19 protein-coding genes, 1 pseudogene and 1 riboswitch are annotated in these 24,160 nt (G+C 70.4%); of the genes and pseudogenes, 4 read left to right on the forward strand and 16 right to left on the reverse strand.

The features are described 5' to 3' along the window. Window positions 1-69: 69 nt before the first annotated feature. Together KQY30_RS05205 and KQY30_RS05210 are read right to left on the reverse strand one after the other, a co-directional pair. Window positions 70-1,902, reverse strand: coding sequence for a choice-of-anchor M domain-containing protein (locus KQY30_RS05205; protein WP_217305782.1), 1,833 nt, complete (start codon window positions 1,900-1,902; stop codon window positions 70-72). Beyond that, window positions 1,899-2,576, reverse strand: a complete 678-nt coding sequence (locus KQY30_RS05210; protein ID WP_217305783.1) for a choice-of-anchor M domain-containing protein — start codon at window positions 2,574-2,576, stop codon at window positions 1,899-1,901. Before KQY30_RS05210 ends, KQY30_RS05205 begins: the two co-directional genes overlap by 4 nt. A 600-nt stretch (window positions 2,577-3,176) precedes the next feature. Between KQY30_RS05210 and KQY30_RS05215 the strand changes: the two genes are divergently transcribed. Continuing rightward, complete coding sequence (locus KQY30_RS05215) at window positions 3,177-5,537, forward strand: cache and HAMP domain-containing protein (protein WP_254406958.1); 2,361 nt, start codon at window positions 3,177-3,179, stop codon at window positions 5,535-5,537. A gap of 54 nt (window positions 5,538-5,591) precedes the next feature. Continuing rightward, the gene (locus KQY30_RS05220; protein ID WP_217305784.1) at window positions 5,592-6,677 is read left to right on the forward strand and encodes a C40 family peptidase; all 1,086 of its coding nucleotides are present in this window, start codon (window positions 5,592-5,594) and stop codon (window positions 6,675-6,677) included. Window positions 6,678-6,791: 114 nt separating this feature from the next. On the opposite strand, the gene KQY30_RS05225 is transcribed toward KQY30_RS05220, so the two are convergent. From KQY30_RS05225 to KQY30_RS05270, 11 genes are all read right to left on the reverse strand, one after another. Continuing rightward, window positions 6,792-7,667, reverse strand: coding sequence for a DUF1684 domain-containing protein (locus tag KQY30_RS05225; RefSeq protein ID WP_217305785.1), 876 nt, complete (start codon window positions 7,665-7,667; stop codon window positions 6,792-6,794). Window positions 7,668-7,716: 49 nt separating this feature from the next. Continuing rightward, complete coding sequence (locus tag KQY30_RS05230; protein WP_217305786.1) at window positions 7,717-9,150, reverse strand: NtaA/DmoA family FMN-dependent monooxygenase; 1,434 nt, start codon at window positions 9,148-9,150, stop codon at window positions 7,717-7,719. A 21-nt stretch (window positions 9,151-9,171) separates the two neighbouring features. Next, window positions 9,172-10,404, reverse strand: a complete 1,233-nt coding sequence (locus tag KQY30_RS05235) for an LLM class flavin-dependent oxidoreductase (protein ID WP_217305787.1) — start codon at window positions 10,402-10,404, stop codon at window positions 9,172-9,174. A 147-nt stretch (window positions 10,405-10,551) separates the two neighbouring features. Then, entirely contained in the window at window positions 10,552-10,683 is a 132-nt protein-coding gene (locus tag KQY30_RS37085; protein ID WP_302185300.1) for a putative leader peptide, read from the reverse strand. A gap of 58 nt (window positions 10,684-10,741) precedes the next feature. Further along, window positions 10,742-11,635, reverse strand: coding sequence for a glutathione S-transferase C-terminal domain-containing protein (locus KQY30_RS05240; RefSeq protein WP_217305788.1), 894 nt, complete (start codon window positions 11,633-11,635; stop codon window positions 10,742-10,744). Between the two features lie 311 nt (window positions 11,636-11,946). Then, window positions 11,947-12,093: riboswitch (SAM riboswitch) on the reverse strand. Between the two features lie 126 nt (window positions 12,094-12,219). Further along, complete coding sequence (locus tag KQY30_RS05245) at window positions 12,220-13,308, reverse strand: hypothetical protein (RefSeq protein ID WP_217305789.1); 1,089 nt, start codon at window positions 13,306-13,308, stop codon at window positions 12,220-12,222. A 27-nt stretch (window positions 13,309-13,335) separates the two neighbouring features. Continuing rightward, window positions 13,336-14,616: a TRAP transporter large permease subunit gene (locus KQY30_RS05250; protein WP_217305790.1), complete on the reverse strand. Its 1,281-nt coding sequence runs from the start codon at window positions 14,614-14,616 to the stop codon at window positions 13,336-13,338. A 4-nt stretch (window positions 14,617-14,620) separates the two neighbouring features. Next, entirely contained in the window at window positions 14,621-15,274 is a 654-nt protein-coding gene (locus tag KQY30_RS05255) for a hypothetical protein (RefSeq protein ID WP_217305791.1), read from the reverse strand. Continuing rightward, window positions 15,271-17,400: a hydantoinase/oxoprolinase family protein gene (locus KQY30_RS05260; protein ID WP_217305792.1), complete on the reverse strand. Its 2,130-nt coding sequence runs from the start codon at window positions 17,398-17,400 to the stop codon at window positions 15,271-15,273. Before KQY30_RS05260 ends, KQY30_RS05255 begins: the two co-directional genes overlap by 4 nt. Window positions 17,401-17,570: 170 nt before the next feature. Next, the gene (locus tag KQY30_RS05265; protein WP_217305793.1) at window positions 17,571-19,184 is read right to left on the reverse strand and encodes an FAD-dependent oxidoreductase; all 1,614 of its coding nucleotides are present in this window, start codon (window positions 19,182-19,184) and stop codon (window positions 17,571-17,573) included. 243 nt (window positions 19,185-19,427) lie between these two features. Next, the gene (locus KQY30_RS05270) at window positions 19,428-20,528 is read right to left on the reverse strand and encodes a LacI family DNA-binding transcriptional regulator (RefSeq protein WP_217305794.1); all 1,101 of its coding nucleotides are present in this window, start codon (window positions 20,526-20,528) and stop codon (window positions 19,428-19,430) included. Between the two features lie 237 nt (window positions 20,529-20,765). On the opposite strand from KQY30_RS05270, the gene KQY30_RS05275 reads away from it, so the two are divergent. Further along, window positions 20,766-21,239, forward strand: a complete 474-nt coding sequence (locus KQY30_RS05275; protein WP_217305795.1) for a carboxymuconolactone decarboxylase family protein — start codon at window positions 20,766-20,768, stop codon at window positions 21,237-21,239. Between the two features lie 203 nt (window positions 21,240-21,442). Here the strand turns inward: KQY30_RS05275 and KQY30_RS05280 are convergent, their stop codons facing one another. Continuing rightward, window positions 21,443-21,886 (reverse strand): cupin domain-containing protein, encoded by a 444-nt coding sequence (locus KQY30_RS05280; RefSeq protein WP_217305796.1) that lies wholly within the window; start codon window positions 21,884-21,886, stop codon window positions 21,443-21,445. A gap of 202 nt (window positions 21,887-22,088) precedes the next feature. Between KQY30_RS05280 and KQY30_RS05285 the strand changes: the two genes are divergently transcribed. Then, window positions 22,089-22,985, forward strand: a complete 897-nt coding sequence (locus tag KQY30_RS05285; protein ID WP_217305797.1) for an RNA polymerase sigma-70 factor — start codon at window positions 22,089-22,091, stop codon at window positions 22,983-22,985. Between the two features lie 74 nt (window positions 22,986-23,059). Here the strand turns inward: KQY30_RS05285 and KQY30_RS05290 are convergent. Both KQY30_RS05290 and KQY30_RS05295 read right to left on the reverse strand, forming a co-directional pair. Continuing rightward, a pseudogene (locus KQY30_RS05290) lies at window positions 23,060-23,155 on the reverse strand (IS5/IS1182 family transposase); the annotation flags it as partial. Window positions 23,156-23,502: 347 nt separating this feature from the next. Beyond that, window positions 23,503-24,057: a helix-turn-helix domain-containing protein gene (locus tag KQY30_RS05295; protein ID WP_217305798.1), complete on the reverse strand. Its 555-nt coding sequence runs from the start codon at window positions 24,055-24,057 to the stop codon at window positions 23,503-23,505. Window positions 24,058-24,160: the final 103 nt, after the last annotated feature.

A 24,160-nucleotide genomic window follows, 5' to 3' on the forward strand; every position in this document is an offset into this window, starting at 1 on the left:
AGGTGTGCCCCGGGGCGCCTGGGCAGGGCCCCGGGGCAGGGCCTCGTCGACACGGCCCCGGGGCAGGTGTCAGGCCTTTTCGGGCTCTCCGCCCGGGTTACGCGTACGGTGGCGTCGGCGTACGGCGAGGAAGGCGACGCTCCCCGCCACGACAGCGGCGACGGCCGCCCCGAGGGGCACCAGCACACCGGCTCCCGTCGCGGCGAGCCCGCCCTGCGCGGACGTACCGCCGCCGGACGAACCACCGGGACCCGGAACACCTCCGGAGCCGACGGCCGGCGGACTGCCCGAGGGGGTGTCCGACGGGGTGTCCGGCGGATTGCCGGATCCGGCCGGATCGCCCGTCGAGCCGGACGGCGCGGGGGAATCCTGGTGTGTTGCCGAGGCCGAGGCGGTGGATCCGCCCTCGTCCCCTCCCCCGTCCTCGCCCCCGCCTCCTCCCCCGTCTTCGTCTCCGGTCCCCGGGACGACCGTCGATGGATCGATGTCCCCCACCGCGAACGCGAGGGTCCCGCTGTCGACCGCCTTCGTGCCGTTCGCGAGAGTGCCGCTCATGGTGAAGGTCGCCCGGTACAGGCCCTCCTCGGTGAACGCCCATACCGGATGGGCATGGGTGTGAGTGGCGAAGGAGAAGCTGTCCGGCAGCCCGTCACCGCTGTTGAGTACGTTGGTGAGCCCGCCGAGGCCGCTGTTCTGGAAGACAGCCAGCCGTCCCGGTCCGCGTACCGCGGTCAGTTCGTACGTCAGGTCTCCACGGAAGTCCGCCGGGTCCAGCTCCGTCGAGCCCCAGCCCGGCCAGACCAGCCCCGGCGCCTGCTGGTCGGGCAGCCACCACACCGGGTCGCCGACCGTCCCCAGGAACTCGTAGCCCGCGCCGATCTTCCGTTTCGCCTGCGGTTTCACATGGATGACAACGCTCTCCGGCTCGCGCCACACCAGGGTCTCGTACGCGCCGTCCTTGATCTGGAACCGTAGCTCGCCGCCGACCAGCCGGGTCGCCAGGTCGATATGCCCGTCGTCGATCACGTACCCCTTCGGTGTCGTCGGCGTCGGCGACACGGTCGGATCGCGGCCCGGGCCGGACCCGGAGGACGTGGGTGCCGGGGTGGTCGGTGTCGGTGTGGGTGTGGGCGATGGGGTGGACCCGTCGCCGGGCAGCACCTGTCCGGGATCGATGTCGTCACCGACCACAACGGCGACGGTCTCCCTGTCGACACCGTGCCTGCCGCCTCCGGTGTCGACGGAAATCTCGAAGGTCAGCCGGTACACCCCCTCCACCGTGAAGCCCCACATGGGCGTGAAGCGGTCGGAGTCGGGGAGGGTGAACGACATGTACTCCGGCAGCCGTTCCACCAGCAGCGGTTCGGCCTGGGCACCGTTCGCCCAGTCCCAGGAGAACATGGCGAAATCGCCGGGCCCCTGGACCTCCGCCAGCCGCACTCCGGCCGACTCCGCCCGCGCGGCGGGGAGTTCGGCGGTGCTCCAGCCGGGGTCGAGGTCGAAGCGGTCGTCGGAGCCGACACCGTTGAGGAGCCAGACGGGATACCCCGGAGTCTCGGCGAACATCGGTACGGGTTCGATCATCGCGCCGTCGATCGCGTACTCCGTCTCCGGCTTGGCGTGCAGGACCACCGTCGAGGGCTCCCGCCACACCACGCCGCCCCCGCCGCCGGTACGGTCGGCGATCCGCAACTGGGCCGTACCGTCCACGATCCTCGGCGCGAAGTCGATCTCGCCCTCGTCCAGCACGACGCCGAGCGGAGCCGCGCGCACCGCCGCGGCCGGGCTCGCCGCCACGCTCCCACCGGCGACGGCGGTGAACGCTCCGGCGAACAGGGCCGCCGCGGCCGCGACCGCGGCCCCGGCGCGCAGCGGCCCGTTCATCCTGGGAGTAGTCGTCACGGCTTGACGGAGAAGACGTACGACGCCGTCGCGGACGGGGTGGCACCGCCGAGGGTGGTACCGCTGATCCGGAAGGTGAGGCGGTAGGTGCCGGCCGCCTCGAACGCCCAGTTGTAGTGGTTGTGGGCGCCGGCCAGGAACGAGCGGGCGTCGGACGCGGTGAGACCGTCGCCGCCGTCGTAGAACTTGGTCACCGCGGAGCCGGACACACCGTACACACTGACATCGGCGGTCGTGTCCTCGTACACACCGTCGCCGGCGGCGTCGTACTCGGCGCCGGTGAGTGTGAACGTCACGCGGTCATTGGTGAACACCCCCGTGGTCAGGTGCTCGGTGGAAATGCCGGGCCACAGCACGCCCTTCGCCGCGGCGGCGGCCTGGTCCTGCGGCAGAATCCACACGGTGGAGCCCGCGGCACCAAGGAAGTTGTACGCGGCGCCCGCGGGTCTGACCGTCTTGGCGGCGGCCTTCACATCGAGCTGTACGTCGACGGGCTCGTACTCGACGTCGGGCGTGACCGACTCGTCGTGCACATGCAGGTCGAAGGCCGCGCCGTCGAACTCGGCGTCCAGCACATCGACATGACCGGACGACAGCACGACCGGAGCGGCGGCGGTGGCGGTGGCAAGCCCCGCCACCGCGAGCGCGGCGAAGGCCGCACCAGAAACCGTCACAAAACGCTGTAGAGCAGACACAGTTGTCCCCCCAAGGACAGGTATGCGCTTGACCATGGCCGGTCAAAGCGATCGAGTAAGACGATAATCGTTTTCATTAAAAATCACAACGGAGCCCTGAGAGGCTCTGCGATGCGTTCGGTTTCGGCCTCGTTCAGCAGCGTGCGCAGCCCGGTCAGGGCGGCCACGCGCTCCCTTGATGACCTGTGACACACAAACCATGGCCATCGCTATCAAGCCACCGGCCGGCGGACCCGTCAGGATTGCGGTTTTTCGCGGGTCAAAGATCGCTCCATACAGTGTACAAAATACTACGTGAAGCTACCTCGTACGCCTCATCCGCCGCCGCTCAACACACTCCGCACCGCTCCGCAGTCCGCCCCGCAGACCGCTGCCCGCGCCGTCCTCCGCGCCGCTGTGACCGTCTTCGCCCTGGCCGCCGCGGGGTGCTCCCTGCTCGGTTCCCGTGACCGGGGCGGTGGCGGGGACGGGGGTCGGGCCCGAAGGGGAATGGGGACCCGTCCTTAACGGTTGGCGCCGCCGGTGATGTGCCGATTCATTCGCCGTTGACCGATCAGGCGCGTAAGTAGGGAGGCACTCATGGCCATTTCGTCTGCGAAGCGCCGGCACCAGGTCAACGAACGGGCCGGTATGTCACTCCTGGGTGGCATCCGCCCACCCATCGCGGCCCTGTCAGCACTGCTCGTGGTGCTGTCCGGCCTCACCGCCCTGGGCTTAGGCAGCACCGCCCTGGGACCGAGCGACACGGAGTCGCTCCCCGAGGCGGTACGGATCTCCCAGCAGCACTTCGCCGAGGACGGCGCGATCGCGCTCCGGGCCTCGCTCGACGAATCGATCACCGACCTCGACCGGACCGCCTCTCTGTTCAACGCGGGTGACCCCGTCTCCGCCGACACCGTTCTCGACAAACTCGGCAGCGTCTACCAGAAGTGGCGTGGTTCGGCCGTCGTCGAGATCACGTCGGGAACTCTGCTGGCCGCGCGCGGCGAGAACGTATCGCTCCTCGCCGTCGACCTGGACAAGCTCTCCGACGAGGACGGTCTCGCCCCGCGCCTGATCCGGCTGGAGAACGGCGAGACCCGGCTGCTGAATTTCGCCCTGCTGTCCTGGGAGGGCCGGCCACAGCAGTTGCTGATCACCTCCAACAGCCTGAAGGTCCCCGGGGTGAGCCTCGGCAAGTTCCGGGCGATCGCCGTGGTCGACGCGGGCGGTACGGTCCTCAGCAGCGACGGCCCGCAGACCTCCGAAGAGGACGACTCGGACCTCCCCGACGGGGAGGCCGGGCAGACCGGGAAGCAACTCCGTGCGTTCGCGGAGCGCTCCGCCGGGATGGCCGAGCAGAATCCACTCACCACCAGGGAACCCGGCTCCGGCGGCTATCCCGGGGTCAGCGGGTCCATGACCGACTCCGGACTGCTCGCCGGGGAGCATCCGGTCGCCGGGTACGCGACGCTCGCCTCGCCCGAGGCGGGCGGCAGCACCGACGCCACGGGGCTCGGCCTCACCGTGGTCACGCTGGTGACCGTCCCCGAGAACAACAGCAGGACCGACAACCCGATGTTCGGTGTGTGGTCCGCCGGCGCGCTGCTGGTCATCGGTGCGCTGGCCGTGGCTCTGCTGCTCGGTGTGGTCCAGCGCCCGCTGCTCCGGCTCGTCACGGAGAGCCGCCGCCTCACCCGAGGAGACCTCGGCCGGCCGGTGGCGGTGCCCCGGTTCGGTGAGGCGCGCCGGCTCGGTGATGTGCTGGAACAGCTCCGGCTCCAGCTTCTCGGCGCCCCCGCTTCCCACAGCGGCACGGCTACGGGTACGAATTCGGGTGCGGGTACCGGCACGTACGGCGACGGGTCCGGCATCCGGCGGCGGCGTGGGCGGCGCGTGGGGACCCGGGCAATGCTTGCCGGGGGCGGGATCCTGCTACTGGTCTGGTCGGTTCCGATGATGCTGGTGCTGAACCGTGCCGGGGACACGCTGGTGGTGCCGGACCAGCTTGTGAGTGATCAGCGGGACCGTACCGACACGGTCACGGACCGGGTGCGACGGGCGCTGAACGAGGGGTATGCCGACCTGCTGTCCGTCGCCACCCTCATCGGTGACGAGACCGGGGCCGGGGACATGACGACCGTCCTGGAACGCACCATGACCGAACACCCCCGCTACAGCTCGCTGTACGTGCTCTCCGCCGACGGCACCGTCCTGGCGCAGGCCGGGGACAGTCCGGCGGACCCGGGGGCGAAGCGTCCCGGCAACGAGCCGATCGCCGTTCTCGGGGACGGCTCGAAGGAGCCGCGGATCACCGGATACGCCGAACTCCCCGGCCGTGACGGCGCCCTGGTCGTCGGCGAGTTCCGCATCGACTTCCTCAACTCCCTCCTCAAACGCCCCGGACTCGGCCAGGTACGCATCGTGGACGCCGAACGGCGGGTCCTGGGCTCGAACACCGGCTACCGCGCCTTCGAGAACCTCCCCTCGGCACGCCTGGAGTCACTGGTCGAGGCCACCAACCAGAAAGCCGGACTCAGCACCCGCCCCAGCGGGGTCCTCTTCCGCGACGGCGAGGGCGTCCAGATCGCCGCGGCGGCCCCCTTCGCCGGCGGCGGAGCCGCCAAAGCACTGGGCTGGACCGTGGTGAGCTGGCAGCCCGCCTCCGCCCTCGCCATCCCCGAATACAGCGCCCAGAACCGCACCGTCCTGGCCGGACTCCTCGGCGTCACCGCGGCCGCCGCCTGCCTGGGCTGGCTCCACATCGTCGTCGCCCGCCCCCTGCGCGCCCTGGCCCGCCAGGCCGAGACCCTCGCCGACGGCGACCGCAGAACCGTCCTCTACCCCCGCCACCACGACGAGGTCGGAGCCATCGCCCGCTCCCTGGAACTCCTGCGCCAGCAACTCCAGGAACAGCGCAGACGCGACAGCACACCCCAGACCCTCGCCGAAAGAACCTGACCGACCGTACGCCGTCCGTCCGACTCACCCACCCCCCACAGGAGTCCCGTTCTCATGAGTGCCAAGTCCAGGCGCGGCCGCCCTGTCCTGCACGGTGTGACCGTCGTCGCGCTGCTGGCCGGCAGCGCGTATCTCACCGTCAATCTCCGCAAGGACGAGCAGGCCAAGGCGCCCGAAGTCCAGGTCATCACCAACATCCCCCATCTGAGGCTGGGTTCAGCCAGGGCCATTGCCTCGGAGAAGTGGGAGCGGCTCAGGAATCCGGACCGCTCGGTGCTCCGGATCGGCGACGGTGACATCCTCGCCACCTTCACCGACGGCGCGCGTACGGCCACCCTCACCGGTCCCAGCCGTACGTTCGACGAGCCGGCCAGCACCTCGTCCCGGGTGGTCACCGAGAACTGGGTGCGGCTGATGCCGGAGGCGTGGACGAAGGGCGCCGAGAAGGAGCAGTGGTTCAAGAACTGGTTCAAGGAGTACTACGGCAGCGAACAGGACGACCTCTTGGCGATCGCCTTCCAGTACGTCGAAGGCGCGCAGGTCAGGAGGGACGCGGAGGGCTTGCCGTACGCGGGCGACGCCGACTACGGGCCGCTCAACCCGGACAGTGGCAAGGGCGAGAGCGAGGGGCTCCGCCTGGAGGAGTCCGACTTCTACGACTACCTCGGCATCCCGTACACCTTCGGCGACGGCACCACCAAGCAACCGGAAGCCGCGCGCTACCGCTCGATCGACTGCTCGGGCTTCATCCGCACGGTGTTCGGCTACCGCGGCCGCTATCCGCTGGCGGCGGCCGACGGTGCCGACGGGGGACTGCCGCGCACGGCCAACGGGATGGCGCGCTCCACGGTGGGCGTGAACGTCATCCGCCTGTCGGGCCGCGCGCCGCACTACGAGCGCCCCGAGACGATCGGTGTGCTCCAGCCCGGCGACCTGGTCTTCTTCAAACTCGACGCGTGGACGAAGTCCCGCCTGGACCACATTGGTATGTACCTGGGCACGGACACGGACGGCCACCAGATCTTCATATCGAGCAGGGAGGAGGTGAACGGTCCGACGATGGGCAACGAGGGCGGCGCCTCCCGCCTGGACGGCGACGGTTATTACGCCACCGCGTTCCGCAGCGCGAAACGCCTCTGAGCCACCGGGCCGCAGCCGCCGGGCGCTGGGCCGCCGGGCAATTCACGGGCGCTCGACGACGACCTGGCCAGGGCCATGACTCGGCCCTGGCCAGGACCGGTGGTGCCCCGCACATCACTCCTGCGGGCTGCCGCCGCGTTCGTACGGGATCTTCTCGCCGGCCTCGACGGCGACCGGCAGCCTGTTCTCGGTCGGCGGCAGCGGGCAGGTCGCCAGGTCGGTGAAGGCGCAGGGCAGGTTGGTGGCGCGGTTGAAGTCGATGACCACCGTGCCCTGACCGTCGGGCGGGGAAATGGAGACGCAGCGGTTGGCCGCGTAGGTCGTGACACCGGAGGTTGCGTCGGTGAACAGGACCAGGAGGCTGTCGGGCTGCGTGCCGTTGAAAGCGGTGAGCCGGTACGTATGCCCCTCCAGCGCGAACTCGACCTGCCCGGGGGCGTCGTAGACGTGCTGGAGCCCCTCGACCGCGGCTCCCACGGTCACGGCGCGGGGAGCGTCGAACGGGAGATAGCGGCCGGTCAGTGCCCAGCGGGGGTCGGGGGCGTAGGCCGGGGTGTGGGTGTAGTCGACCAGCAGTTTGTTGTCGGGGTGGCGCGGGCGCAGGATGTCGTGGCCGCCGCGCTTGGCCACCTCGATCACGGCGTCACCCGCTGTGGCCAGGAGGCTTGCCCGCTCCTCGATGACCCCGAAGTGGTACCGGCCGCGCACCACGGCGTCCTGGACGGTCAGTTCCTCGTTCTCGTCCAGTTGGACCGTCACACCGTCGTCGGCGCTGGACCACGCTCCGGGCGCGTCGGGGAACCGGGTCGGCTCGCCGTCGAGCCATCGCAGGCTGGTGACGGCGAGGAAGCCGTGCGGATCCGCCAGATTCTGTTCATGCTGGGCGTGCCACTCCTCCCAGTGCCGGATGAACTCCGTGCGGTCGGTACCCGGGTCGGTGCCTGGGCCGGTGGCTGAGCTGGTGCCTGGGTCGGTGTGCTGGATCGTCATGTCGACTCCTTGTTGGTGGCGTGCACGAGCAAGGTCATGGACAGGAACTTCACGACGCCACCCGCCCGGCCGGGTCGCCGGTCTCGGGATGGGCGTCGGGGTGGGCGAGGCCGAGATGGTCCCGCAGGGTGGTGCCCTCGTACTCCGTGCGGAACACGCCGCGCTCCTGGAGCAGCGGGACCACGGTGTCGGCGAAGACGTCCAGGCCGCCGGGGGTGATGTGCGGTACGAGGATGAACCCGTCGGCCGCGTCCGTCTGCACGAAGGAGTTGATGGTCTCGGCGACCGTGGCCGGGGAGCCGACGAAGGACTGACGGTTGCCGGTCTCGATGACCAGATCCCGGATCGACCACTTGTTGGCGGCCGCGAGCTCCCGCCACTCCCGGGCGGTGGCCAGCGGGTCGCGGTACATCCGCACCTGGGCGCGGCCGCGGGCGATGGTGTGCTCGCCCAGGTCCGGGTCGATGTCGGGGAGCGGGCCCTCCGGGTCGTAAGCGGACAGATCGCGGTTCCAGACGAATTCGAGGTGCTTGATCGCGGTGGCCCCGCTGACCTGCTGGCGGCGCACTTCACGGGCCAGCTCCCGCGCCTCGGCGTCCGTGTCGCCGAGCACGAAGGTCGCGGCGGGCAGGATCAGCAACTGGTCGTGGGTGCGGCCGTACCGGGCGAGGCGGCTCTTGACGTCCGTGTAGAACGCCTGCCCTTCCTTGAGGGTGCTGTAGCGGCTGAAGATCGCGTCCGCTCCGGCCGCCGCGAACTCGCGGCCCTCGTCGGAGTCGCCGGCCTGGAAGATGACCGGGCGTCCCTGCGGGCTGCGCGGGACATTGAACTGTCCGGCGATGTCGAAGTGCGGGCCCTTGTGTACGAAGGCTCCCGCCCGCGCGTCCCGGAGGAAGGTGCCGGACTCCTTGTCGGCGGCTATCTCGTCGCCCTGCCAGGAGTCGAACAGCTCGATGGCGGTGGCGAGGAATTCCTTTGCCCGCGAGTAGCGCTCGTTCTGCGGCAGGAAGCCGCCGCGGCGGAAGTTCTCGCCGGTGAAGGCGTCCCACGAGGTGACGACGTTCCAGGCGGCGCGGCCGTCCGACAGATGGTCGAGGCTGGCGAACTGGCGGGCCACCTCGTAGGGCTCGTTGAAGGTCGAGTTGATCGTGCCGGTCAGTCCGAGGCGTTCGGTGACTGCGGCGAGCGCGGTCAGAACGGTGAAGGTGTCGGGCCGTCCGACGACGTCCAAGTCGTAGATCCGGCCGCCCTGTTCCCTCAGCCGCAGGCCCTCGGCGAGAAAGAGGAAGTCGAACTTGGCGCGCTCGGCGGTCCGCGCGAAGTGTACGAACGAGCTGAACTCGACGTGGCTGCCCGCCTCGGGGTCGCTCCATACGGTGGTGTTGTTGACACCGGGGAAATGCGCGGCGAGGTGGATCTGCTTCTGTGGCGTGGCGGACTTCGCCGGCGTGTAGGACTTGGGCGGTGTGGCGGACGTGCTCATTTCTCGTACGGTCCTTCCGGCTCAGGCGACGGCGTAGCGGTTGGCGGGGCGGGACAGTCCGAGCAGCCCGCGCAGGGTGCTCGCCTCGTACGCGGTACGGAAGGCACCGCGGCGCCGGAGTTCGGGCACCAGGTGGCGGGTGATCTGCTCCAGGTCGTACGGAAGGGCGGCGGGCCGCAGCCGGAAGCCGGTCAGTCCGGCATCCCACAACTCCTCCAGCAGATCAGCGAGTTGGGCGGGTGACCCGGTGAAGACACGGGCGTCGCTGCTGAACTCGGCGCCGGCACGTTCGTCCAGACGGGCCTTGCGGTCCGCAGCGGCACCGGGGTCGTCGTCGAGGAAGACCACCAGATCGCCGAAGACGTGCACGGTCTCGTCGGCGCGGCCGGCGGATGCCTGTGCCGCGCGGATCTCGGCCAGAACGGCCCGGGCGTCATCGGCGTCGACCGGGGTGACGAATCCGATGTCGGCCGAGCGGCCGACCAGTCCGTACGGGACGGTCGCGTGCGCCAGCGCGGCGACGAGCGGCTGTCCCTGGGGCGGGCGCGGGGTGATCGAGGGGCCCTTCACGCTGAAGTGCGCGCCCTCGAAGTCGATGTAGTGCAGCTTGTCGCGGTCGATGAAGCGGCCGGTGGTGACATCGCGGATCTCCGCGTCGTCCTCCCAACTGTCCCAGAGCCTGCGCAGCACCTCGACGTAGTCGGCGGCTTCGTCGAACAGCTCCTTCACCCAGGGCCGTTCGGCCCCTGACCGTGCCGGCTGTCCCGCTGTCGTGGCCAGGTCCTCGATCCGCAGGCCCGGCACCGTACGGCGGCCGAAGTGCGCGGCCTCGTCGACGCGTCCGGACACCCGGACCTGGATTCCGGCGCGTCCGGTACTCACATAGTCGAGGGTGGCGATCGCCTTCGAGAGATGGAAGGGCTCGGTGTGGGTGACCACGGCGGTCGGGATCACCCCGATGTCGCGGGTCAGCGGCGCCACCCGGGCGGCGATCAGTACGGCGTCCAGCCTGCCCCGTACCTGGTCGGTGCGCTCGTCCGGCTCGACGTACCGGGAGGTCTGGAGGCTCAGCGAGTCGTCGATGGTCACGAAGTCCAGCAGGCCCCGCTCGGCCTCGGTGACCAGGCCGGTCCAGTACCGCGCGGTGAACAGTTCACCGGGCCGGGCGTCGGGCTCCCGCCAGGCGGCGGGATGCCAGCCGGCGCCGTCGAGGGCGACGGCCAGATGGAGGGGTGCGTGTGGTGCTCGGGGCATGGGGCCACCGCTTCCTGTGAGCATGCCGAAAGACGTCCGCGCCCGTGCTCGGTCGGGGTGGGAGTCGGCGAAAGTGGAGAGTCAGCGAAGAGCGAGAAGAGCGGGCCCGGGCGAAGGGCCGGGCGTAAGGACAGGCGCGCGAAATGCCTAAGCGGCCGAATGCCGCGCGGCGACGGACTCGTACGCCGGACACAGTGCGGCGGCGACGCGCTGGAGATCGATGTGCCGCCGCGAGTACATGGCGATGGTGACCATGGGCCGCTGAGGGGCTCCCCGCACTGCCGTCACCTCCATCCCCGTTCGGCTCGCGCCGTCCCGGGCTCGCGACAACGAGCCGCTAACAAGCCATGGCCTGATGGCGGCAGTCCTGGTCCGCCGGCACCGTGACGCGGCTCTGATCCCCGGCACGATCCTTGTCCTTCTCCGAAGAACACAGATCCTCACCGCTGTGTTCCCGCTTCCCCTCCGTACGTTCCGCGATTCCCTCCGTGCACGGATATCCGTGGAAGGCCGGGTGGGCGCCCAGCCGCCGTACGTACGACCAGAGGCGGTCACCAGCGGCGACGCGCCGCAGGGCGTCGGTGTCCAGGTGGACGAGCGCCACCCACAGATCCACATCCGCGGCCGTGAGCGTCTCACCCAACGCATAAGGGTGCGAGGCGAGTTGACGCTCCAGGAAGTCCAGCGCCGGGTCCGGGGCCGGGCCCTCGCCGAGGAGCCGGCGGATGGCGTCGATGTCGGCGGCCAGGGCGGCGGGCCGCAGCCGGGGCAGATCGGCGTTGTCCTGGTCGGTGAAGCGGAGGGCGAGGTCGTCGAGGATGTCGGGGGTGTGGTTGTTCACGACCCGTCCGCTCCACAGGTCGCACAGCGCGGGCACGGTCGGCGGACCGTCGTAGCGGTGCCGGGTGGTCTCGTACGCGGTACGGAGCGCCGCGAGCGCGTCGCAGGCGCCGGGCGGCGAGGGCAGGAGCGTGGTGCGGACCGACTTCTTGAGTCCGAGCAGGCCGAGGGTGATCGAGATACGCATCGAGCCCGGACAGCCCAGCGAGAGATACAGATGGTAGCGGTGCGCCACCGGGTAGTAACCGCCGCCCAGGTCGGCACCGATACGGTCGCGGAAACGCGGGGCCGTACCGGGGTGGGCATCGCGGAGCGATGCCGGGAAGGACGTCTGCGCAAGGGGCTCGGACACGGCGCTCAAGGTCTCGGACATGGCAACGGTCTCGGACATGGTCTCTCCATGGCTGCGGTGGAGCCCCGGTGGCTGCTGCGGCGCCGGTGGCCGTACGGGAGGAGGGTCCGGCGGCGCGCGACGGCACACAACGCCCGGACCCGGGACTGCGATTGCGGAGCGGTTCGGCTCAGTCCGTCGGAGCGCAGCCGTTGCGGAGCCGCAGCAGATCGATGTGGCGGCGCCTGGTCAGCAGGCGCGGACGCGGCAGCGGCACCGGCCGGAAAGCCCGGCAGGCGCTTCTGCTCTTCCGCGATGTCCTGGCCATCTCCGCCGGTCCCGTCCCGTCCATCGGGCCTCGCGAGACAACGAGACCGCACTTGCCCCGCCCACCGGACGGGACCTGGTCGTCACCCGGGGCACCCCGTCGCAGTGGAAGGGTTGCCTGCCAGCGGGCCGGGGCCGATGACCCGCCCGAGCAGGAACTCCCGCGCGGGTGAGCGCTGACAATCGTGACCGTCGCCCAATAGTTTGAGCGCGCTCCGGCGGGCCGTCAAGAAGGCGGTACCCGCCCTTCGCTGCGCCCGTCGGCGGCTGCGGCCCGCCCGTCGAGCCGGGCGGGCCGCGGATACGGGGGCAGTGGGTCAGCCGCGTGCCACCGCGATCGAGCCCTGGAGCCTTTCACCCGCCTCGTAGATCATGTACGGCACGCCCCGGTCGGTCCCGAACGACGGTGACGCGCTGCGCCCGTTGTCCGGTGCGCTGTTGGCCGAGTCGTAGAAGAGACCGAGGTGCTCGCGGCGGCTGAAGTCGTTGCCGACCTCGGTGATCAGCAGATTGCCGCCGTTCTCCTTGCTGGTGTTGTAGACGACGTACGTGCTGCCGTTCCGGGTGAGCAGGTGCGGACCGCCGATGTTGTTGGCGCCGACGTCGGAGTGGCGTACCAGCGGCTGCTGGTCGAACGTCCAGTCACGGCCGTCCTTCGACCAGCCCCAGGCGATGTCACGGTGGTTGGACTGGTTGTTGAGCATGAAGAGCATCACATAGCGGGCATCGCGCGAGGGCAGGTCGTGCCGGAAGACGCGCGCGTACGAGGTCTCGCTGCTGCCCGTCGGCATCATCGCGGTGGTGAGCACCACCTTGTCGTACGTGAAGGTGATGCCGTCCTTGGAACGGGCGAGGCGGGTCGTGCCGTTCTCGCCGTGGAAGTAGAGCCACAGCTCCTTGACGTCCTCGTTCCAGAGGACGTGCGGCGAGGCGACATGGCTGACCTTGTAGTGCGGCTGCCAGTTGTTGGAGACGATCGGGTTGGCGGTGTACTCCGTGAACGGACCCTCCAGCGAGTCGCCGTAGGCCAGGCAGATTCCGCCCGGCGCGTCGTGCGGTCCGTAGTAGAGGTAGTAGCGGCCCAGCGGGTTCGGCAACTTGTCGTAGACGCCCCGGACACACGGGAAGATGATCTCGCCGGTGGGGTTGTACCTGAGCTGGGAGGGCGTCAGAAGCGTCTTGAGGTAACGGTAGTCGGGGAATCCGCCGGGCGCCGCGGCCGCGGCCGGCGCCGCCTCCGGGGCCAGGGCGGGGGCCGCGGCGGCGCTGCCCGCCGCCGTACCGGTGGCGATCACGCCGGATGCCGCCGCAGCGGTCGCGGCCGCGGCACGCAGGAACATACGCCGGCCGGGGTTCCGCGGCTCGTCGGTGTGGTGCTGCCGCGCGTTGCTGTCGTGCTGTGTCATGTCGTGCTCCGTCCCGGGAGTGAGAGATCACAGATAGGTGGCGGCGGTGACGCAGAATCCGCCCAGGGCGACGGCCCAGACGTACGGCAGGGTCCGCAGCATCACCTGCTGCGGTGTGACCCCGGCGTACTGCGCGCTCCACACGGTCTGGGTGCTCGTCGGGTCCGACACACCGAAGACCTGGTTGTACGAGGTGGCGAGGCCCAGCACCGCGGCGGCCGGGTAGATGCCGGCGGCGATGAGGACACCGGCGATGCCCGCGCCGAGGCCGTAGACGTTCAGCGGCCCCCGGTAGAGACAGAGCGGCACGAGCACGGTGAAAACCACGACGAACAGCACCGGATTCTGCGGGCTGACCGCCTTGATCAGCGGCTCCAGCGCCTCCACCGCGCCGGGCAGCTTCACCGCGGCGAGCAGGACGCCGATCGCGATGAACAGCACGATCGGTGCCGCCGCCGTCTCGAAGCCGCCGTACAGGGTGCGCAGCAGCCGTTTGTTCATCTCGCCCGGCCGGGTGGTGGTGACCAGCGCGTACAGGACACCGGCCAGCATGGACGGCAGGATCGCGATGTCGAGGCCGAGGGCGAGGATCAGCGGTACGAGTGGGGTGAGCAGCGCGTACCAGGGGGCGTCGCCCAGTTGGCTGCGGCGCGAAGCGGGCTTCGCGGACGCGGACTTGAGGGACCATGTGTGCTCGACGCCGCGTCGCCGGGTCTCGACGAGGACGAAGAGGACGGCGGCGGCCAGCGCGAACGGGAACAGCTTCATCATGAAGCCGCGCACGGTGTCGACGGGCAGCTCCAGCGCGGTGGAGAAGAACTGCCAGATGGGCAGTTCGAAGGGCATGCCGGCGGCGATGCCCATCAGGATGGTGCCGGCCGCGGTGACCTTGGGGATCCCGACGGCGATCATGGCGGGGATGCCGATGATGCCGGCGAGCATCGCGGCGGGCGCCGAGCCCGTGACCGTACCGACAAGAGTGGAGACGGCGAGGACACCGAGGGCGACCACGACGGGGCGGTCGCCGCCGAATTCAACGATCTTACGGACGAGCGTGCCCGCGATACCGGTCTCGTCCAGGAGCTTGCCGAGCCAGGAGCCCAGCAGGATCGCGATCATCGTGGCGGCGAGGGTCGGCGCGCCCTCCTGGACGACCGTGTCCAGGACGCTGTTCTCGCCGGTCAGCGGGGCGCCCGTGAGAAAGGCGATGCCGACGGCCAGGATGACGAGCGCGAAGGCGGTGGGGAGTCTGCGGGTGAGCATCGCGGCGACACCGGCCGCCATGACAAGAAGGATGACGACGCCCATGGCGTTACTTCTTTCTTCCGGGCGCGGATCCGCGCGGGAGCTGGTGCGGGGACCCGTGCGGCGGTTCCGCCGCGTCGGCGGCGGTGGCCAGGGCGGCCGTCAGCAGGAGCGGGCTGCGGCCGAGGCCGCACACGGTGCGGGCGTACGCGTGGGCGGCAATCTCGTCGGCGCCCGCGACATGGCCGTACAGACGGTGGCGTCCCGCGCGCAGCACGACATGGCCGAGCGACCGCTTCAGGGCCGTCTTCGCCGGTCCGTGGTGGAGCCGTTCGTGCACCGCCTCGTGGGCGATCGCCGCCGCCCGTACCGACCCCGCCGGATACCAGTGGCGCCAGCCGAGCCTGTCGATCAGCTCGTCGGCGAGGGCCAGGGTGTCGGTGAACAGTTCCACGGTCGGCACGGGCCGGGAGGTGTAGCGGGCGAGCAGGCCCTTCGTCAGTCCGTCGGGACTCTCCACGACCCGGGCCGTGACGGCGGCGGGGGCGAGTGCGGCGCCGAACTCGTCGGCGGTACGCGCCCATTGCCGCAGCAGCGCCGGGTCGCGGCCTTCGTGCGTGGGGGTGTTCGCGAGCAGCCGTACGCCGAACTCGATGTCGTCGCTCGCTTCGAGCGCATCGATCGCGGCCAGCGCGGCACGGTCGAGCAGGGCGGCCGTCACGAGCGCACCTCCAGGACGGCGACGACCGGTTCGTCGGCGGCGCGTGCGCGCAGTTCGCTGCGGGCGAGGGCCAGCAGCGGCTGCGGGTCGAGCACACCGGAGAGGTCGGCGATCCGGGAGCCGAGGAGAAGCCGCAGGGCGGGGGCGCGGACCCCGCCGTCGCCGTACGACGTGGCCTCCCGCACCAGCCCCGCGAGGACTTCGGGCGCGCGGCCGACGGTGGTGGTCTCGACCCTGGCGTCCGGCGCGTGGAGCCGTACGACGCCATCGGCGTCCACGACGCGCACCGGGTGGCGGTCGGGACGGAACCGGCGGCGCACATCGGTGCCGTACACGGTGTGCGCGGGGGTGCCGGCGAGCACACGCACCGACGCCGGATCGGTCTTCAGGCTGGCGGCGGCGGCACGCAGCCGTTCGGCGTCGTCGGCCCGGTGGGCACGGTCCTGTGTGCGCAGTTCGGTGGCGCCGGTCGCGACGGCCCGCACGGTGCTGGTCTGCGGGTCGACGGTGACCTCCACCTCGACACCGTCGGCGGCGGCACCCTGGGCGACGACGGCGGCCTCGGCCTCGGCCCGTACGGCGAGGATCTGTTCCTGGCCGGCGCCGGGGATGATGCGTTCCACCTGTTCACGGATGAGGGCGAGGGCCACGCCGATGGGGCTGATGACCTCGTTATGGCGGGCTATGCGGCCCTCCAGTCCGGAGACGACCGCGAGGTGCGGGGTGACGGCCGCCGCGCCTCCGCCGCCGCCGACGAGTACGGCGACGTCCTTGTCCAGCCGGTAGTCGCGGATCATCGCGTCGACCACGGTCCTCACCTGGTCGGTGCCGGCGTCCAGTACGCGGGCCGCCGCCGTGGCGACGTCCGTGCCGAGCGCGGCGGCCAGGGGCGCGATCGCGGCCTTCGCCACGGCCGGGTCGCAGTGTGCGAAGTCCCCTTCGGGGACCCGGCCCAGCGCGTTGGCCGCACAGGTCATGGTGATCGCGAAGCGTCCGCCGGCGGCGTCGAGCACCGCGTAGTCGGCCGGGTCGTCGGCCATCGGCCGGATCGTGGTGAGCTTCGCGTCCCGCAGGTCGTCCGGGGTCGCGAAGCAGGCGTACGGCAGGCCCGCGATGTGCGCGCTGCGCGGTCCGGCGCCGGTGACCTTGCCGCCGCCGACGCGGACCATCGAGCCGCCGCCGACACCGACGGTCCTGACGTCGAGCGCCGACAGGTACGACGTCCTGCCCAGCATGGTCGCGTGCCGGACGGCGACCTTGCCGCGCCGTACGACACTGATGTCGGTGGAGGTGCCGCCGGTCTCCAGGAACAGGCCCTCGCTGACGCGCTCCTGCATGAGCGCGCCCGCGACGCCGGCCGCCGGTCCTGACAGCACGGTGAGCAGTGGTCTGCGCCGCATCTCGTCCAGTGACATCACTCCCCCGTCGCAGCGCATCACCATCAGCGGGGCACTGACGCCCGCCTTGGTGATGGAGGCGTCGACGAGGTCGGCGGTGGCGAGCATGCGCGGCAGGATCGCGGCGTTGACGACGGCGGTCCGGGTCCGCTTGTGGAGCCCGTACAGCGAGGTGATCTCGTGCGCGGCGGTCGTCGGCAGACCGCGCTCCCGGGCCGCCGTGACGACCGTGTCCTCGCCCTCGGGACGGTCGACGCCGAACGGCTGGGTGGCAACGACGACCTGGGCACCGCCCTGGACGACCGCGTCGACGGCGCCACGCACGGCGGGCGCGTCGTCGGGGTCGGCGACATGGGCGTAGGCGAGCGGCAGCCGCTTGCCGGGGGTGAGTTCGAGCTTCTGGAGGGCGGCGAGGCGGCGGGTGATTGCGGCGCCGGGGCCGGCGCCGACGCCTATCAGGCCGACGGTGGCGACGTCGCCCTCCAGCAGGGCATTGGTAGCCTGGGTGGTGCCGTGGGCCAGGAAGGCCACGTCCTCCGGGGCGTGTCCGGTCTGTTCCAGCAGACGGGCGAGAGCTTCGACGATGCCGTGGGCGACACCGTCCTCGTGGTGGTGACTGGTGGGCACCTTGACCTGTCCCAGCAGTCGCAGGGTCGTGGCGTCTACCGCCACGGCGTCGGTGAAGGTTCCGCCCACGTCGATGCCGACGCGGATGCGGTGGGTGTTCATGGCTTGGGCACCTCCTTGTGCACGGTGGGCACGGCGCGGGCGGTGGGCCGTGTCTGACACGGGCCGGGCCGGGCGGGGCAGGTGGAGCTGCGTCTGCCCGGCTGTCCGCCGTCGTTGTTCTGTGGAGCCTTCGTGGTTCTGTGGAGCGGTCGTTGTTCTGTGGAGCGGGGTCAGTAGCCGCGTACGTCGGGCCAGTGGCGCTGAACTCCTTCGCGGTCGAGCAGCCGGGCGAACTGGTCGAACCGCTTGTCCTCGGCCTGGACCTGGCGCGGTTCGACGCCCTCGGCGACGCAGTGCGCGGCCAGCGCGCCCGCGGCCTCGCCGATGTTCCATTCCACCGGGTGGAGCCGGTAGCAGCCGTTGGTGATGTGGGTGGTGCCGATGTTCTTTCCGGCGGGCAGCAGATTGCGGACCCGGCGCGGTATCAGCGCGCCGAGCGGGATTTCGAACGGCACCGAGCCGATGTCGATGTAGTTGTCACCGCCGGTCGAGGGGTGCAGGTCGATGCGGTAGTTGCCGACGCCGACGGAGTCCCGGTAGCGGGTGCCGCCGTAGGGGCCGACGATGTCGATGGCGACGTCGTGCTCGGTGACGGTGGTGACCGCCTTGATACGGCGCGACTCGCGTACGTACGGCGCCTTGGCGAGCCCGTCGGGCGTGCCGGTGACATCGGGACGCGGACGCAGTCCGGGGAATCCCTTGCCGCCGTCGGCGCGCGGCGCCTCGGTCTGGAGCCAGTACAGGAGCGAGAGCGAGAGCTGCCGTGCCTCGGCGAGCGCGGCGGCCGACGTCTCCTCGCCCCCGCCGATCAGCGGCTTCAGCCAGTAGTCGTTGAGCGGCCAGTTGACCAGGGTGATGTCGGAGTCGAACGCGCCGGGCCGGTGCAGCTTGCGGGCCAGGATCCGGCGGAAGCCGAAGAGTTCCTTGTCGCCCGCGTCGGCGGACTGGTCGGCGGTGACGTCGAGGGGGTCGAGGTCCGGGTTGGGGACGAAGGTGCGCGGGACGGCCTCCAGGGTGCGGGGGTCGGGCGCGAGGAAACCGAGCAGCGGTCCGGGCCAGAAGTCCGGCCGGTAGGCGCGCCAGAAGTCGTAGTCGGCCGGCCGCTCGATGGTGTGGTCCTCGCCCTCGTGGTGGGAGAGCGCGAAACAGACCGTGATGCCCTGCTGGTTGAGGGGCTGTGCCTCGTCGGGGGCGTGCGGTTCGCCGTACTCGCTCCGCGCCTCGGCGCCGATCACGTGCTCGACCCCGGCGAGTTCGAGCAGTTCACCGGTCTCGGTCGCGTCAAGGACATAACGGGCCGCGATCGTGACGCGGCCGCCGTTCCGCAGGTCGGTGAGCGTGACGGACCGTACGGTGTCGTCGTCGCCCGCCTCGGCGGCGACCGGGCGGTGTTCGGTCAGCAGCGTGAGCCGGCCCGACGAGCGGTGCGGTGCGAGCATCGCCTCCAGGACGGCGAGGGCGACGCGCGGCTCGTGGCAGAGCTTGCTGACGCGGCCGGCGCCGGGGTTGAGACCGGCGAGGGCAAGCGCCTCGGAGCGCAGCGGGTACCAGCGGCGGTAGTGGTCCCTGATGGACTCGCGCAGGGTGCGGTACGAGGCGGTGGTGCCGAACTGCTCGACCCAGGGGTGCTCGTCCGGCGGGACGGCCTGGGAGGTGAGCTGGCCGCCGATCCAGTCCGTCTCCTCGGTGAGGACGACGGTGCGTCCGGCCCGGCAGGCGGCGAGGGCGGCGGCGACGCCACCGAGCCCGGCGCCCACGATGAGGATGTCGGGTGCGGATGTCACGGGTCTCCTTGAAGTGCTGCGGTGTGCGCGGTGCTTGAGGTGCTGGAGTGCGTGGGACTTGAGGTACTGCGTGTACGTGGTGCTTGACGTGGTGCGGTGGATGGGGCTTGAGGTACTGGGCGTACGTGGTGCTTGACGTGTTGCGGGCACATGGGGCTTGAAGTGCTGCGCGTACGTGGTGCCTGACGTGCCGTGCGTGTGCGGTGCGGCCGGTGCCTCGGTGCCGGTGCGGCGTGCGCGCGGTCAGTGGTGGGCGGGTGGTGCTCCGGCCGTCGTGCCGGGCCGGAAGGCGCAGGCCACCAGGGGTTCCGTGGCCTGCTCCCCCGCGACCAGCGCGGCGAGCATCCGCACGGCGGCGGCGCCCAACTGCGGCCGGGGGATGTCGAATCCGGTGGGCATCGGTCCGTCGGACAGATCCGGTGGCGGGCTGCCGAGCAGCGCGAGTGAGGCGTCGCGCGGGCAGTCGATACCGACGAAGTGCGCGGCGTTGTGCAACGCGCGCCAGGCGTCGCCCGTGTCGGTCTCCTCGGCGACGAACGCGGTGACTCCGTCGTCGAGCCAGCCGCGCAGCCGCTCGGCGGTGAGGTCGTGCTCCGGATCGGCGGAGCGGAAGACGGCGGCGGGACCGCCGGGCAGCCCGGCCTCCTCCAGCCCCTTGAGGAAGCCGTGTTCACGGTCGGTGGACGCGGGGGCGTCGTCGTCCTCGCGTACGAGCACGATCCGCCGGTGGCCGAGTCCGGCCAGATGTGTGACGACCTCCTTGCTGGCGCTGACGTAGTCGGCGCCGACCCAGGCCAGCCCCTCCAGTTCGTCCCTGCGGCCGAGATGGACCACGGGAAAGCCGTCGGCGACCAGGCGCCGCAGCTCGTCGGCGGGCGCGTGGCGGCCGAGGAAGAGGCAGCCGTCGGCGAGCCGTACCCGGTTCAGGGCGTGCGGCCCCGCGGCCCCCGCGCCGCCCGTGCTGGAGCCGGTGAAGAGCACCAGGTCGTAGCCGCGCGCGGCCGCTTCCTGCTCGACGCCGACGAGGAACGGGTAGTACGAGTGCTGCACATCGGTCGGAAAGGTGGAGGTGAAGCTGAAGACCCCGAGCAGGTTGTTGCGCGCGGCGGCCAGCCGGCTGGCCGCCGGATCGGGGACGTAACCGAGGCTGCGTACCGCGTCGAGCACCTTCTGCCGGGTCTCCTCGGAGATCGTGGCGCCCTGCTTACGGCCCCCGAGCACCAGCGAGACCGTGGCCTGCGAGACCCCGGCGAGCCTGGCGACCTCGGCCTGGCGCGGCCGTGACGTACGGCCTGTGGGTGCGGGGGTCCGCCCTGGCCGGGCCCGCTTCCTGGGTTCCTCCACCGTGTTCCTCCGGATCGTTAATGCGTATTAGTAATGCGCATTAACGAGTACTGTGGACCCAGGGCACGCAGGGGTCAAGACATCGGTCAAGACTTCTTTCGGCCTCTTCGTTTCTTCCGGCCTCTTCTTCGTTCCGCGGACCGCTGACGGACCTGTCACACATCGCCGGGCCGCTCGGTCAGTCATGTGTACCTCCCGGGGCCCGGGCCCCGGACATCACACGGCAAGGAGAACACCGTGGAATCGCGCCTCAGCTACTTCGGCAACCCCCTTGGGGCAAAGGTGCTCAAGCACATCAACTCGGCCAACAAAGTGGTCACGGACTCGACACTGCCGACCGCGGTCCAGGAACTGGTGAAGCTCCGCGCGAGCCAGATCAACGGCTGCGGCTTCTGCACCGACATGCACAGCAAGGACGCGGCACACGCCGGGGAGACCCAGCAACGCCTCAATCTGGTCGCCGCCTGGCGCGAGGCCAAGGTCTTCACCGACGCCGAACGCGCCGCTCTCGAAGTCGCGGAACAGGGCACCCGTATCGCCGACGCGGCCGGCGGAGTCACCGACGAGGCCTGGGCCAACGCCGCCAAGCACTTCGACGAGGAGCAGCTCACCGCGCTGATCTCCCTCATCGCCGTCATCAACGCCTACAACCGCGTCAACGTCATCAACCAGCAGCCCGCCGGCGACTACCAGCCCGGCCAGTTCGGCTGACCGGGACATACACAACAGGGACAGAGACTCGCCGGGCGGCGGTACATCCGCACCGCCGCCCGGCGAAGGACCCGCAGGCGGCGGGCGGTTGGCGCCGAGGACATCGTTCAGGGGGCATGGCCGCGGTGGCACAACACGGACCGCACGAACGTCCTGGGGCCGACGGCCTTTCCGACGACGGCAGGTCGGGCAACAGCGGCAGGTCAGGCAGCGGGCCGCGGGGCCCGCAGATGTGCGCGCCGTGCCAGTTCGTCCTCGTCGACCAGTTCGAGCATGGGCTTGCCCGGCGCGCACATCATGGTCACGACGAACCGGGTCCGTCCGTCCGTCAGCGCGTTGCCGTCCTGGTAGTGGATCACGTCACCGCCCGGCTCCCAGAACGTCCCGCCGGCCTCGACCACACGCTCGGGCTCGCCTTCGAGTTCGAAACGGACCGCGCCCTCGATGACGTACCCGAACGCCGGTCCCGAGTGGCGGTGCGGCGGCGTTCCCGGGTCTCCGGGCTCCCACTCGATGTGAATGGTCATCGCCGAGGCACCCTCGGGGATGACGAGCGGTGCGGCGTCCTGCAGCGTCCTCACCGCGGTCTTCCACTTCTCCGAGCGGGGCTGCCCGCCGGTCCCGCCCACCGTGTCCTTCTCCGACATCGTGTCGCACCTCCATCGGTTCACGTCGCCATGGGTACGGCACACCGTCCGTCGGGCGCGTGTTCACGTCCGTCACCATGGCCGTCTCCTACTGATGACCGGGTGGACCATACGTCTGTGACATGGTGACGGCATCGGATTGACGGCGCGCGTCCTTCTGTGGCCGCCCATAACATGGTGCTGCGGGACTGGAGGGACACGTATGGGCGCTCGGGACGACACGGACTCCCTCGACCGGGCGACAAGTGATTTCATGGCGGCGCGTCCCCGGCTCTTCGGCATCGCGTACCGAGTGCTCGGCAGCGCTGTGGAGGCCGAGGACATCGTTCAGGAGACGTGGCTCCGGTGGCAGAGGACCGACCGGGCCGCCATCCGTGAACCGGCGGCGTTCCTGGCCACGGTCACCACCCGCCTGGCGATCAACTTCACCCAGTCCGCCAGGATGAGGCGCGAGTCGTACATCGGGCCCTGGCTTCCCGAGCCGGTCGACACAAGCGTGGACCCGCAGTTGGGCGCGGACCGGGCAGAAGCACTCGGCCTGGCGGTTCTGTTCCTCCTGGAGAAGCTGAATCCCGTGGAGCGGGCCGCCTACGTTCTGCGGGAGGCCTTCGACTATCCGTACAAGCGGATAGCGGACATCGTGGAGACGAGCGAAGCCAACGCGCGCCAGTTGGTGAGCCGGGCCAGGAAGCATCTGTCGGCGGAACGCAGGGAGCCGGTCAGCCCCAGTGCTCACCGGCGTCTGATGGAGGTGTTCCTCGCCGCGGCGCAGACGGGCGATCTGCCGGTGCTGGAGGAGGTCCTCACGGCGGACGTGGTCAGCTACTCCGACGGCGGCGGGGTGCGCGGGGCGTCCAGGATTCCGGTCGTGGGGCGTGTGCGCGTCTCCAAGTTCCTCGCCGCCTTCGCCCCGCGTTTCTGGCCCCAGTCGGAGATCCGCTGGGTCGAGGCCAACGGCAGGCCGGCCGTCCTCGTCTCGTCCGACGGGCACGCGGCGGCCCTGCTGTCCGTCGAGGTGTCGGCACGGGGCATCGAACGCGTCCTCTGGATGATGAATCCGGCGAAGCTCGATCCGTACGTGGCGTCCCTGGGCGGCTGAGCCCGGTCGTATGGCAGACAACTCCACTCCGCGAGCGCGGCATCACCGGCGTTCGTCGTCGTAGCCGTCGCCGGTCGCCCCTCCTCCGGGGAGTCGGCCTGGACGGCTCGCGGGATCCGTGCCCGGGTGCCGTTCGCCGACCATCGGCGTCGGCGGTCCCGCACCGTCTTTCACCGCAGGCCGACAGAGATCGACCCGGCCGACGGAATCCGTGGTGAACCGCTGCACCTGCCCCCAGTGCCAGTTCGACTCCGCGCCGTTCATGCCCGTGCACGCACGCGGGAACTCAAACCGCTCACTGACAGCCGAACGGGCCTGCTCGCTGCTGGAAGCCTCATCCACCACATAGAAATGGCGGACCAGCTTTCCCGTGTCGGAGCTGAAGCAGATCTCCACCAGCCACTTCTTCATGATGCTCATGGGACTCCCTTCCGGGAGTGCATGCTTCAAGCTTAGGTAGCCGACACTACTCCTTTTTGAACTAACGGGTCGAGGTCATCTCTGCGCAACGGGACGGTCACACCTTGCTGTCGTCGGCCTGCCGCGTACGTGCGGCCGTGAGCGGTTCGAGGAGCCGTCGCGCCGTGTTGAGCTGGGCGGATACGGGATCGGGGTCGGAGGTCGCCGGATCGAATCCGGGGCCGGGCTCGATCCGGATCTCCGGGACCGGCACGACTGAACCGCACTCCTGGCAGCGCCCCTCGTGGTCGAGCGGGCCTCCGTCGCGGTCGTGGCTCAGGGCGCGCTTCGCTCCGGCCGGAGAGTAGAACGCGTCGCCCCAGGCCATCATGGCGCGCACGACCGGCCACAGCTCGATGCCCTTGTCCGTCAGCCGGTACTCGACGGTTCCGGCGCCGTCGTCGTTCCTGGCGAGCACCCCTTCCCGTACGAGGAGCTTCAGCCGGCTGGTCAGAACGGCGCGGGGTATCCCGAGCTGCGTGGCGAAGTCCCCGAACCGGCGGATCCCGAAGAACGCGTCACGAAGGATGAGCAGCGTCCACCGCTCTCCGATGATCTCCATCGCCCGCGCCAGCGAGCAGTTGCGGTCCGCGTAGGTGCTGGGAAGAGTCATGAACCCACCCTACCCTCGGCAGTTTGCTCACTGAACTGCCTACTGCTAGGTTTGCAGTTCAGTGACTGAACCACGAGGGCCGCCTCCATCCGTGACACCGAGG

Source organism: Streptomyces sp. GMY02 (genome assembly GCF_019056675.1).
Classification (GTDB): domain Bacteria; phylum Actinomycetota; class Actinomycetes; order Streptomycetales; family Streptomycetaceae; genus Streptomyces; species Streptomyces odonnellii.

Bases quoted from the DNA above. Each gene is read 5' to 3' on its own strand.
- KQY30_RS05215 (WP_254406958.1), top strand. From the start codon at position 3,177: ATGGCCATTTCGTCTGCGAAGCGCCGGCACCAGGTCAACGAACGGGCC.
- KQY30_RS05220 (WP_217305784.1), top strand. From the start codon at position 5,592: ATGAGTGCCAAGTCCAGGCGCGGCCGCCCTGTCCTGCACGGTGTGACC.
- KQY30_RS05225 (WP_217305785.1), bottom strand. From the start codon at position 7,667: ATGACGATCCAGCACACCGACCCAGGCACCAGCTCAGCCACCGGCCCA.
- KQY30_RS05230 (WP_217305786.1), bottom strand. From the start codon at position 9,150: ATGAGCACGTCCGCCACACCGCCCAAGTCCTACACGCCGGCGAAGTCC.
- KQY30_RS05235 (WP_217305787.1), bottom strand. From the start codon at position 10,404: ATGCCCCGAGCACCACACGCACCCCTCCATCTGGCCGTCGCCCTCGAC.
- KQY30_RS05240 (WP_217305788.1), bottom strand. From the start codon at position 11,635: ATGTCCGAGACCGTTGCCATGTCCGAGACCTTGAGCGCCGTGTCCGAG.
- KQY30_RS05245 (WP_217305789.1), bottom strand. From the start codon at position 13,308: ATGACACAGCACGACAGCAACGCGCGGCAGCACCACACCGACGAGCCG.
- KQY30_RS05250 (WP_217305790.1), bottom strand. From the start codon at position 14,616: ATGGGCGTCGTCATCCTTCTTGTCATGGCGGCCGGTGTCGCCGCGATG.
- KQY30_RS05260 (WP_217305792.1), bottom strand. From the start codon at position 17,400: ATGAACACCCACCGCATCCGCGTCGGCATCGACGTGGGCGGAACCTTC.
- KQY30_RS05280 (WP_217305796.1), bottom strand. From the start codon at position 21,886: ATGTCGGAGAAGGACACGGTGGGCGGGACCGGCGGGCAGCCCCGCTCG.
- KQY30_RS05285 (WP_217305797.1), top strand. From the start codon at position 22,089: ATGGGCGCTCGGGACGACACGGACTCCCTCGACCGGGCGACAAGTGAT.
- KQY30_RS05295 (WP_217305798.1), bottom strand. From the start codon at position 24,057: ATGACTCTTCCCAGCACCTACGCGGACCGCAACTGCTCGCTGGCGCGG.